General features: G+C 40.6%; 15 protein-coding genes. 13 read left to right on the top strand and 2 right to left on the bottom strand.

Annotated elements, in window-relative coordinates:
* The 12 genes from HMPREF0083_RS17535 to HMPREF0083_RS17485 form a co-directional block, all read left to right on the top strand.
* The coding region (locus tag HMPREF0083_RS17535; protein WP_021622971.1) for a hypothetical protein at nt 1-281 on the top strand (281 nt) is incomplete at its 5' end.
* Nucleotides 282-295: 14 nt separating this feature from the next.
* Nucleotides 296-691 (top strand): M23 family metallopeptidase, encoded by a 396-nt coding sequence (locus HMPREF0083_RS17530; RefSeq protein ID WP_021622970.1) that lies wholly within the window; start codon nt 296-298, stop codon nt 689-691.
* A gap of 677 nt (nt 692-1,368) precedes the next feature.
* Nucleotides 1,369-1,752 carry a DNA-directed RNA polymerase subunit alpha C-terminal domain-containing protein gene (locus HMPREF0083_RS17525; RefSeq protein ID WP_021622967.1) on the top strand — a complete coding sequence of 128 codons (384 nt, stop codon included), beginning with the start codon at nt 1,369-1,371 and terminating at the stop codon, nt 1,750-1,752.
* 208 nt (nt 1,753-1,960) lie between these two features.
* Nucleotides 1,961-3,034, top strand: coding sequence for a hypothetical protein (locus HMPREF0083_RS17520; RefSeq protein WP_021622965.1), 1,074 nt, complete (start codon nt 1,961-1,963; stop codon nt 3,032-3,034).
* Nucleotides 3,035-3,295: 261 nt separating this feature from the next.
* The gene (locus HMPREF0083_RS17515) at nt 3,296-3,874 is read left to right on the top strand and encodes a hypothetical protein (protein WP_021622964.1); all 579 of its coding nucleotides are present in this window, start codon (nt 3,296-3,298) and stop codon (nt 3,872-3,874) included.
* 197 nt (nt 3,875-4,071) lie between these two features.
* Complete coding sequence (locus tag HMPREF0083_RS17510) at nt 4,072-4,299, top strand: hypothetical protein (RefSeq protein WP_021622963.1); 228 nt, start codon at nt 4,072-4,074, stop codon at nt 4,297-4,299.
* A gap of 797 nt (nt 4,300-5,096) precedes the next feature.
* Nucleotides 5,097-5,267, top strand: a complete 171-nt coding sequence (locus HMPREF0083_RS28210; RefSeq protein ID WP_021622961.1) for a TFIIB-type zinc ribbon-containing protein — start codon at nt 5,097-5,099, stop codon at nt 5,265-5,267.
* A 195-nt stretch (nt 5,268-5,462) separates the two neighbouring features.
* The gene (locus tag HMPREF0083_RS17505) at nt 5,463-5,879 is read left to right on the top strand and encodes a YugN family protein (RefSeq protein ID WP_040303467.1); all 417 of its coding nucleotides are present in this window, start codon (nt 5,463-5,465) and stop codon (nt 5,877-5,879) included.
* Between the two features lie 83 nt (nt 5,880-5,962).
* On the top strand, nt 5,963-6,454 hold the full coding sequence (locus HMPREF0083_RS17500; protein WP_040303464.1) for a YajQ family cyclic di-GMP-binding protein: 492 nt from the start codon (nt 5,963-5,965) through the stop codon (nt 6,452-6,454).
* Between the two features lie 93 nt (nt 6,455-6,547).
* Entirely contained in the window at nt 6,548-7,609 is a 1,062-nt protein-coding gene (gene splB, locus HMPREF0083_RS17495) for a spore photoproduct lyase (RefSeq protein ID WP_021622958.1), read from the top strand.
* A gap of 91 nt (nt 7,610-7,700) precedes the next feature.
* The gene (mntR, locus tag HMPREF0083_RS17490) at nt 7,701-8,129 is read left to right on the top strand and encodes a transcriptional regulator MntR (RefSeq protein ID WP_021622957.1); all 429 of its coding nucleotides are present in this window, start codon (nt 7,701-7,703) and stop codon (nt 8,127-8,129) included.
* Between the two features lie 150 nt (nt 8,130-8,279).
* A complete protein-coding gene (locus tag HMPREF0083_RS17485; protein ID WP_040303484.1) occupies nt 8,280-9,185 on the top strand; it encodes a patatin-like phospholipase family protein in 906 nt (301 codons plus the stop codon).
* A gap of 6 nt (nt 9,186-9,191) precedes the next feature.
* Here the strand turns inward: HMPREF0083_RS17485 and HMPREF0083_RS17480 are convergent, their stop codons facing one another.
* The gene (locus HMPREF0083_RS17480) at nt 9,192-9,596 is read right to left on the bottom strand and encodes an SA1362 family protein (RefSeq protein ID WP_040303461.1); all 405 of its coding nucleotides are present in this window, start codon (nt 9,594-9,596) and stop codon (nt 9,192-9,194) included.
* A 44-nt stretch (nt 9,597-9,640) separates the two neighbouring features.
* The gene (locus HMPREF0083_RS17475; protein WP_040303458.1) at nt 9,641-10,585 is read right to left on the bottom strand and encodes a DUF1385 domain-containing protein; all 945 of its coding nucleotides are present in this window, start codon (nt 10,583-10,585) and stop codon (nt 9,641-9,643) included.
* A 186-nt stretch (nt 10,586-10,771) separates the two neighbouring features.
* Here HMPREF0083_RS17475 and HMPREF0083_RS17470 point away from each other — a divergent pair, with 186 nt between their 5' ends.
* On the top strand, nt 10,772-11,131 hold the full coding sequence (locus tag HMPREF0083_RS17470; RefSeq protein WP_040303455.1) for a c-type cytochrome: 360 nt from the start codon (nt 10,772-10,774) through the stop codon (nt 11,129-11,131).
* Nucleotides 11,132-11,320 lie beyond the last annotated feature (189 nt).

Here is an 11,320-nt window from a genome sequence, read left to right as displayed (position 1 = left end):
CCAAACGCTACATTTTTAGATTGCCACAAACAGAGGAGATATTGAAAGGCTACCATGAGACGGTAAAGGAACAGGTAGAACAAAAGCAAATCGTACAAAAAAAGTATACGAAATTGTTGGATCTAGAAGCAAAACAACGAATTGTATATCAAAATCTTATGCTTCAAAAGGAATCACAGGAAAAAATGCTAGCAGTACTTCATGAACAACGACACTTGATGAGGCTGGTGCATTTAATCCTGAAACCATCCTTCTTTTACAAAGTCAATCAGCCTATATAAATAGTAGTGGAGGTATGTTCTTATGGCCAACAAATAGTAAAATAATATCTTCGAGATTTGGCTATAGAATACATCCAATTTTACACACGAAAAAGCTTCACTCTGGAATTGATATTGCTGGACCTATGGGGGATGCAATTTATAGTGCACAAACGGGTCGAGTCGTGTTTGCAGGTACAATGAATGGATATGGAAACGCCGTCGTTGTTTATCATGGCAATGGGATAAGTACCCTTTATGGTCATATTAGACATGGAGGGATAGTAGTGGAGGTTGGTCAGGATGTCACCGTAGGTCAAAAGATTGCTGAAATTGGTTCAACAGGACGGAGCACTGGTCCACATCTTCATTTTGAGGTCATTGTTGATGGCCAGAAGGTTGATCCTCTAATGTATAGCTTTGGAAAATGATGAATATATGTGAACTACCCATCACTTAAAACCTAACTTGAAGTGGGGGTTTCGACTTATCGTTGCTTTTAGTAGCCAACGAAAACCGATCGAGCGATTCCTCTCGTTTCAAGTGTTCTTTTTGCTATGCTAATGCTACTAAGCGTAATCCTTTCTGTTTAATGGGTTTCCCCATGCAACTCCATCTTTCTGACCGAAAGTCAATTCATCTCCACCTCCTGGAGCCCCCTTGGCTATTTTTGATTAAAAATAAAAAAGGAGACTTACATGGTATGAAGGGTTTTGACTTTATAATAAATACTCTTCTCGATTTTTTACCAGAGAAGAAGTAAATTTGTAATATGTGTCATCATCATTTTTACATAAGGCGTGGAAGGATTAGAGAATCACAAAAAAACTATGATGGCCCTTTTTGTCCTAAATGTGGAAATCAAAAAGGTGGAAAAAAGGAGAAGGACTACAAGTTTGTATTTTCAAATTAAACAGCTTTATTTAGGGTCGAAAAATGATATGTATGTTTACTATCATAGATGTTTCTTCGGAAAATAAAAAGAACGTACATTCGACATTTTAATAAAATACGATATAATATACCTAATAAATTAAAATTAATGCATTTTATAAATGTAATTAGTAATGATTATATAGTTTTGTTTAGCTGAAAAAGGAGGGGTTTTGTGGAGGTTGATACTAAGGAGCTTCTAATTGAGTTGGAAGCCATTAGATCAGTTTTAACTAAAAAATTTGGTGAAGGCATTTTGGTAGATATTGAACTTGAGAAACGAATCGTTAGAAAAAACAAATACGTTCAGGAAGGTTTAGATAAATATGCAAAAACAATTAACGTTGAGGATATTGGATTACCTTCCAGAATAAGGAATCGCCTAAAAAGAAAAGGTATTGAAACTGTTTACGAGCTAGTAAAGATGACGGAGCATGAATTTTATAGTATTCCGAATTTTGGAGACAAGGCAGTAGTCGAAGTCAACGATATTTTAAAAACATACGGTTTATCCTTAAGCTTTGTAGGTGTCTTTGAGCAAGAAGAATTACCACTATAGAAATTTTAAAAATAGTTTAGCGATGATGAAAAAAAGCATTTAAGGGTATGTAATCAACATAATACTGGTCCACAATTATTGCAATTTCCCTTTTTTTGCTATACTTTTTTTGAAGTAAATACTATCTAATAACGGAAGCACCGTTAGTTTGGCAGTTTTTTTGCTCTGCCAGCTGACGGTGCTTTTTTGTTTTAAATGGAGGTAAATCATGACTAAATCGATTACAAAGCCAATCATTATCGGTAATTTTGTGAATGGTGGTGGTGATATGGGATGGGCATGGTGGCACGTAGAACACTGCCGCTTAGCAATTATAGGGGATAGGGACATATCGCCAAGGGAGAAGATGGTTGAGGAAATTGCTCGTTTAGTACATACCCGTGATGAAAATGCGGTGTTTTGGATTATAGGGGGGGAGCCACCAGAAAACGGAGAGGTGTATGAAATCGATGCGATTGATTGGATGGAAAGTTATCCTGACCCACCTGAGGAATTTGAGGATCGTAATTTATTTATACTCGATCGCAATTTCTTTTCAGCAGCTTATCTTCTTTTGCTGGCTATGATAAAGGGAGTTGAACGTAAAGACTTATTACCTTCAGCCTCTTTTAGGAGTCATATGGAGGGACCGTTTAAAGGCTATAAACGAGCATTGGAACAAATGGAAGAAGGTGATCATAAGGATTGGCTGCGTCATAAATTTGGCCTAGTAGAAGCTGTTCAATGGCATAAGGTGCCCGGCCAAGGGATGAAATATCATATTGGAACAGGGACAGTTGCAGAGCGGGCAGCTTCATTTTTACGAGCTGCCTGGTCGTTTTGGGCTTTTGTAGCTAAGCTGGATAAGCCACAACAATTTCTATTAATTGTAGAACCACCAAAAGATTTTCTGGTAACTGATACAGATGAGGATATTCAGCGTTTCATGGTTCGTGTATTACAAATTCTTAATTCACTTACCATTTCAACTACTACATCAATTGTCCTGGCCTCTGATGTTCTATTTCCAGTTCCACAACAGAATTATCGCTTTAAAATCTTTTTTCAAACAAAAAATTCGGATATAAATTTGTGGGATCCAAAGATACAACAGACATTGAAGCTTCCAGAACTCTATATGGCATGGGAGCAGGGGGATGATTGTGTTAGAATGTGGGAGGATCATTTGTTACAGGAACGGATCGTGACTAAATTTAAAACTACAGGAATGGAGTTTATGGATGAATTTGAAGAAAATAACGATGCGGGAGAGGCTCCAAGTGAAGAAACAGAGCACGAGTGAGTTAGTAGCATTTTACGTCTACCTTCTCGTAATAATAAGTACATGCTTTTTTCTCCCATTTTACATAAATCGCTGATAAAGTTGTTTATTTAAACGGAGTATTCGTATATAATATGCTTAACAATATTTTACTATAAGTCCATAATTGTTATAGGAGAAGCACTCTTATACCCGTTCTTTTCTTTACGGGATAAGTGTGCTTTTTTTGTTGCCTTTTTGATCGAATGAAAAAAAAACATATGACAAGGAGGATGAAACTATATGGATACTTTGAGCAGGATACGAGAGGTTACATTGTTGGAAGAGGAGTTATTGACTGACTTCGATAGAGTATTAGAAGAAGAGATTTCTAAAAGCAATATTATTCACGACGCACAGTTTAAAGGCATATATTTGGCTGAAACGATTAATCTCGGCAATAATAACTTCACTGGTGAAGAGGAAAGAATAAGTCTTTTGGAGAGAGTGCGTTCAAACATCGTAAGGAGTTTGTACAGTTCACAAAACATTATTGAAATGCAGGCCTATATGTTTGCCTATATTCATTACGTAAAGAAAATTTTAAGGCAAAAGCACCAAGAAATAATAGTAGCTCTACTACAGGAATTAGATAAAGGGAATCGGATAGAAGAGCAAGAGGTAAATTATATCGTCTCTATGTTAAGTAATGGCTTTAAATCCATGCGATTTAACCTTGGAGTATCTGAGGCGGCTGCATTGTATGTTGATGTATTACGTAACCTGGAGAAGAATCATTTGTTAGAAGGGGATCAGTTGTCTAAATTAAGATACGCTTTGAAATGTCACTGGTGGAGAGAAAAGAATGAGTCTTCTAAATAAGGGGCGTTTAGGCATCATAAGGAGCTTGTACAGCAAAACATTATGAAGTACAGGCTCATATGTTTGTCAATATTTATTATATCGAGAAAGCTATTAATAAAAATCGACCCTTCCGATTTTTGCATGTACCACATCCGGTCTATTACGCTTAATGTATGAAAGCACAGGAAGTGTAATGGAAAAAGAGTTCCCCATGTTTGAAGTCTGAAAAGAAACAAATCGTGAAAGGAGTGGGTGTAAAAATGAATCTAGGAACCATTTGCCCGTCTTGTGATGACAAGAAAAAGGCGCTAATCAAATTGCCGGTTACTGTCTTTAAGGAGGATGGACAGACATATAGAAGGCAGGGCTACAGTGGGTGCGAAGTTATGTGTTTTGATTGCCTAAAAGCAGAGGTCGAAGAACTTGGAGAAGAAAGAGAATGAAAAATGTAAAGAGGGGAAAAAGTGAAAAAACGCCAGCGAAAGAAAAATAAAAAGACATTCCAATTATTGCAGATGAGGGTAGCTTACTGATGATGACAGATAAAGAAAAGGAAAAGGCGTATAAAGGTTATGAGAAATTTAGCAAGAAACACGCTTTTAGGAAAAAATATAGAGACCACAAAAATGCAAAATTTTTGACTTATTGGTATTCAATTGGTCTGTTCTAATCCGGACTTTATAGTTACGTACTACAGCACATGTTTGGAACGTAGACAGCAACATTATTACAAGGAGAAAGGATGGTGTGTATTTGCGAGTTCTGCTTACTATTCTAACATTCATCATTTCATTAATATGGGCTATTTTTCTAGTTTTCTAGTTTATTGTTCTTATCAAATTACCTTACGTCTTTTTAGTTCTGAATTATGGGGAGACGAAGCAGTTAAAGGACTAAATGGATTGACGCTAATGTTTCCGCTATTCTTGCTTTGTGTTGGCACACTTCTATTTGTAGGCTCGATTTGGTTATTAGATAAATTTAGTTTTTGCCTAAAAGTTGTTTTAAAGATCTTTAATAAAAACAGAACGAAAAACCAATAGCCAATACATAACCACGGACTATGATCTTAGAATCATCATTTCAAAGTGAACACGGCAATCACTGGGTTAGAGATTGATTTATTTTTTACGGCTATTCGCATTCTTGGTGGAAACATTACATTATTATTTAGGTATTTTAAGTATTAAATCGTATCATGTGGTAGAAGGATTGAAAAAATTAGATAGGAGAGTTAGTTATGTCATTTAAACCAATGATGTCTATCTTTGAGTGTAAAAATTGTAGTCGTGATTATGAAGCAGATGTTTCAACATTAGCATCAAAAAATCATAAATGTCCCTACTGTGGGGAAACAAATGGAGAAGAACAAAACACGCATAAGGATAAAGATGGATGGGAGACTTTTTAACTAGCCATTAGATTTTAAAGTAATTACCTTATTCCACCATAGAATGCGAATAGCCTTCTCTCTTCCGCCTTATGGATAATCAACAGGCATGAGGACAAGCTTTACGTTATACTTCTACTTTTGCAGAGGTTTTTTGCATAAAATTCTTCTGCTGCTCAAAAACTGAAAGAAATGGACAATGGAAGGAGACGTATCATGATTGCAATACAGTCTTCACTGGACGGTCAAAGGAGAACGTTTAAGGAACTATTCGAGTTTTTTAATAGACATGATTTTTCAGTTGGCGGAAACTGGGATATTGATGGTGGTTTTTTTGATTTGAAGATGGGTGCGGACGAAGTTGAGGGAAAATACTATTTTTTACGGATTCCAGGCATTCCGGAACAAGGAAACTTTGGCGAGAATGACGCAATCATTCGTCTGGGAACACCTTTTTTATTGGTGCATCATTATCAGGATAATCAGGATGATACAGCGAGGTACCGTACATACACTGCGGTCATGGATCAATTTGCAAGTCCGGTGGAAAAAGACGCACCCGCCTCGGATGAATGGGTACGACGTACCGAAGAATGGTTACGTAAAATTGAAGCAAAATTTCCATTCCATTGATTTTCCTGTGTTCACCCTCCTTTTTCGGGCTGAAATCTGATACGATAGGACATAGAATGGAGAAGCATGGAAGGAGGAAGAGGATGAGCAAGGAGAATTCGTTTGATATTGTATCCAAGGTTGACTTAACCGAGGTAACAAACTCAGTAAATCAGGCATTGAAAGAGATTGAGAACCGTTATGATTTCAAAGGCAGCAAGAGTGACATTACGCTGGAGAAAGAGGAACTGGTTATTGTCTCGGATGATGAGTTCAAGCTTGAGCAGGTAAAAGACGTTCTGAATGGGAAGCTTATAAAGCGTGGCATTTCACTAAAAAGCGTGTCGTACGGTAAGGTAGAACCTGCATCGGGTGGTACGGTTCGGCAGCGAGGAAAAATTGCTCAGGGCATTGACGCGGACAATGCGAAAAAAATCAACAAGCTGATTAAGGATACGAAACTAAAGGTGAAAAGCCAAATTCAAGATGATCAGGTGCGCGTTTCCGGCAAAAGCCGGGATGATTTGCAGCAGGTTATGTCTGCGCTGAAAGCGGCTGATTTCCCGCTGGATCTACAATTCATTAACTTCCGGTAATACTGGAAAGCCCTGACGAAAAAGTCAGGGTTTTATTGCGCGATTTTGCCTGCTTTGCGTGCACACTAAAGAAAAAGAAAGCAGGTGTGGTGAATGCCAACCACAATAGAAACGCCGCGTATACCGGGGATTAAGCCATTTGAACCGGATCAGGTGTTTTTCGAGCCGGATGCGCTTACTTATCCTCTTGGGGAAGTTTTGATGAAGCGATTTACGGCAAAAGGTACGCCCATTTATATGACAACATCCCATAATCAAGTGCGTGGCATCCCGGGCGAAACGGAATTGGAGAAATACCGTAATGCGAAGCGTACTCTTGTTATAGGGGTGCGCAAAACACTGAAGTTCGATACATCCAAGCCGTCCGCTGAGTATGCGATACCGCTGTCTACGGGCTGTATGGGGCATTGTCACTATTGCTATCTGCAAACAACGATGGGCAGCAAGCCATATATTCGTGTCTATGTTAACATGGATGAGGTTCTTGAGCAGGCGGGCCGATATATTGAGGAGCGTAAACCGGAAATTACCCGTTTCGAAGCAGCCTGTACATCTGATCCTGTCGGAATTGAACACATAACCGGAAGTTTGAAGCGTTGTATCGAATATATGGGACAACAAGAGTATGGTCGTCTGCGATTCGTAACGAAGTACGCGCATGTCGAACCATTGCTTGATGCAAGACATAACGGCCGCACCCGTTTTCGTTTCAGCATTAATGCCGATTATGTCATCAAAAACTTTGAACCGGCTACATCTCCATTCCTCGATCGGATTGAGGCAGCGGGCAAAGTGGCATACGCAGGATTTCCGCTCGGATTCATTATCGCGCCACTATACCGATTTGATGGCTGGCAAGAAGGTTACCGAGACTTACTGGAGCGGCTGGAAGCTATGCTTCCGAACGAGGCGAAAACGGATCTTACATTTGAATTGATTCAGCACCGTTTCACAAAAACGGCGAAAAAAGTTATTGAAACGCGATACCCAAAGAGCAAATTGAAAATGAATGAAGAGGAGCGGCAATATAAATGGGGCCGCTATGGTCGAGGTAAGTATGTGTATAAGAAAGAGCAGGCCAAGGAATTGCAGGAAACGATAGAAAAAATGCTGGTTTATTATTTTCCGCACGCCAAAATTGATTATTTTACTTGAAAATCTTGCAAGTCTTTTTTAAAGTGCGGTATCATAAAGGAATAGTGTGCGCATTGCTGGGAAGAGAAGTGCGTAAGGATGGGGGAACGGCATGGCAACTCCAAGTATGGAAGATTATTTGGAACGAATTTATACTTTGATTGAAGAAAAGGGGTACGCGCGTGTTTCCGATATTGCGGAAGCGCTTAACGTGCATCCTTCTTCTGTTACGAAAATGGTACAAAAATTGGACAAGAGCCAATATTTAATATATGAAAAGTACCGTGGTCTCGTTTTGACGAGCAAAGGTAAAAAAATGGGCAAGAGATTGGTGGATCGGCATGCATTGCTCGAAGATTTCATGCGTCTTATTGGTGTGTCAGAGGATGTTATTTTCGATGATGTGGAAGGTATCGAACACCATTTAAGCTGGGATTCGATTACATGTATCGAGTATCTGGTGCAGTATTTGCAGGAGAATCCGGCACGTGTAGAAGAGCTTCGCCAATTGCGCGAAGCAGAAGATGAAATTGTAGAATAATCGTATAAAAAGGGTATGGAAAGCCTTAAGGCCTTCCATACCCTTTTTTAAATGGAAGGAAGAGGGGCAATGTCTGCGAGTTTTTCTTACTTCTTAAATGCCCACTTCCTGAGTACATTTACAAAGAAAAATCAGAAGGGAGAGAAGAGCGTGAGAAAAATTAATGCGGTATTTGAAGGAGGCGGGGTCAAAGGGATCGCTTTTGCCGGAGCCATTACAGAATTTGAACAGCGTGGATTCAGCTGGCGCCGTGTCGCTGGTACATCAGCGGGAGCCATTGTTGCAAGCCTTGTGGCGGCAGGATACCGTGCCGATGAGCTAAACGGGTTGATGAAAGAGTTCGATTACATGGCATTACAGAAAAAACAGGGGATAGCGCGAATTCCAGGCATCGGGCCATGGCTTAACCTCTGGATGAAGAAGGGAATTTATTCTGCGGATTATTTATATAACTGGATGGATATTCATCTTGCCGCTAAGAACATTCGGGTTTTCGGTGATTTACCGCCCAATACTTTAAAGGTTATTGCTTCCGATATTACGGATGGACGTCTGCTTGTTTTACCGGATGATGCCGAGCGAATCGGACTTTGCCCGCAATCTTTATCGATAGCATTGGCGGTGCGTATGAGCGCCAGCCTGCCTTTTTATTTTGAACCGGTTATTGTTCAGAGGAAGGGGATGCCAGTCTATATCGTAGATGGGGGAATTTTGAGCCGATTTCCACTCTGGCTGTTTGAAGACGATAATGAATCGCACTATCCGACCATCGGATTCCGTCTTTCAGCCGGTTACGAAACGAAACCATATGGAATTCATACGTTGCCGGAATATATGAATGCGATGGTGAAAACGATGATACAAGCACATGACCAGCGCTATATCGACAAGCAACATGCCGCACGTACGGTTTTTATTCCAACAGAAGGCATTCCAGCCGCCAAGTTTGATATTACCGAGGTAGAACGGGAGTGGCTATACCAATCCGGTATAGCGGCTGCTAAGCAATTTATGGGCCGTATGCATTTGTTACGTCTCAAAAGAAAAACCTCTTGATACAGATCAAGAGGTTTTTGTCGTTTTATTTGGTTTGTTTTTTTTGCCTTCAATAACCCGGAATGGATTATCGCGGCGCAGGGATGGTTTCAAGCGGTTCATCTTCTTCAGCTTCGAGGGAGAGGCTGGAGCGAACGGTGTTGATGGCTGACCCTGTTGTTTTTTGAGCTTGTTGCGCTGTTTTTGCTGACGCAACGCTTTTTGATACCCTTTATCCACTGGGCTGGAGGACATTCCAACGCCCCGGGAAAGAAGTAGCTTATTCACCAAGAAATACAATACGGCCGCGATGACGGCAAAGATAAGGATAGACTTAAGCAACCCCCAAGCGTCTTCGTAAAGCTGAGTGGCAAATCCGACTCCGACAAGGGCAAGCACCACAAATGTGAAAATCTGAGACTTACGCGACACCCTAACACCTCATTTCGTTTGGAGTTTACCAATATTTAAGAAGGTTAGCTAATTGAAATTGTTGTCGTGGGAGCGCTATGCTTCGCCTCATCCAGCTCTCGCATGCGAAGGAAAGAAGCAATAGCTACTTCTACCTGTTTATCATCCGGTTCGCGGGTGGTTATTTTTTGTAGCCACAAACCCGGATACCCAAGAATACGTAAGAAAGGAACATTACGCAGTTTGTTGGTAGCCTGGAGTGTCTCATAGGAAACACCGATAACAACTGGCAGGAGCAGGATACGCTGGTAGATTCTTTCCCAGAGGGAGTCATAGTGAAAGAACGAATAAATAACCACGCCAACAAGGACTGTAAATACGATAAAACTACTGCCGCACCGATAGTGCAGTGTAGAGAATTGCTGAACTCTCTTTACTGTTAATTCTACCCCAGCTTCATACGCATTAATCACTTTATGTTCGGCTCCATGATATTGGAAAAGCCTTTTAATCATCGGGGTTCGTGCGATAACTAGAATATAGACGAGCAGGAGGATAATTTTGATACCGCCCTCGATTAAATTCTGGACAATATTATTGGTAACCCGCTGGAACAGTACATCCGCAAGAATGGCCGGAACCACGGTGAAGATTAATTTGCCGAATAAGAAGGATAGAACACCGATGACCGCTACGCCGAGAATCATCGTTAGCCTAGAGGGTGCGGAATTTTCCTGCTTCTCTTTGCCCGGCTCAGAATCGTAACGCTCCGTCGAAAAATTAAGGTGTTTGGAACCGTTGGCGCTTGACGTAATCAAGCCGACGATTCCCCTCAGGAAAGGGATTCTTTGCAGCTTTTTTACCCAGGGGATTTCTTCCTTCGGTTCTTCATAATATTCAATTGTATCGTCTTTGCGCCGGACAGCAGTTACAGTGTAGTGTTTTCCACCGAACATTACGCCTTCGATGACGGCCTGGCCGCCGTAGGCAGGTCTTGGTTGATTTGACAAGTTAAACACCTTCCTTACACCTTATTGTATCCCATTTATTCGGTGGTTTCTACATAAATTGCATACCGTATTTCGACATTTGTGCGAAGCGGGAAAGATTCAAAAATATGTGATAAGTAATGCGTGTTACATATTGAAAATGTAGGTAAGAGGTGAGTACAATGATTGGAAGGGGAGGTGAAATTTATGAAAAAGTTAACAACTGCAGGTTTATTGCTGACGTTGGCAGTCGGATTAGCGGCCTGTGGCGGCGGGGATAAGCCTTCAAGTGCTCCAGCCGACCAGAATCAAAACCAATCTGCAGCGACAGGCGCGGGCGGCGATGATGCAATGAAAATCATGCAGGGCAAATGCATATCCTGCCACGGACAAAATCTAAAAGGCGGTGTCGGTCCTGAACTTGAAAAAGTAGGCGGACGTTTGGATAAGGCTGGAATCGTCAAGGTAATCAAGGAAGGACGTCCAGGAACAGCGATGCCAGGCGGGCTTCTGAATAATGATGAAGATATAGAAAAAGTAGCTACGTACCTTGCACAACAGAAGTAACAAAAATGTAATAAATACATAGCCGACCCTGTCCGGCTTATAAGAGCATCTCCAGCTTTTTCAAGCGAGGAGGTGCTTTTTTTGGGAAGAGGTCCTGTTAAGGTTCATATAGCTTGAAATTGCCTTATGTAAAGCAATAAGATTATATAAACAAGTACACGCCTGTTGATTATCCATAAGGTGGAAGAA

Source organism: Aneurinibacillus aneurinilyticus ATCC 12856 (genome assembly GCF_000466385.1).
Taxonomy (GTDB): domain Bacteria; phylum Bacillota; class Bacilli; order Aneurinibacillales; family Aneurinibacillaceae; genus Aneurinibacillus; species Aneurinibacillus aneurinilyticus.
Note: the sequence above shows the minus strand (reverse complement) of the source record. Positions and strands in the feature narration are given on the sequence as shown.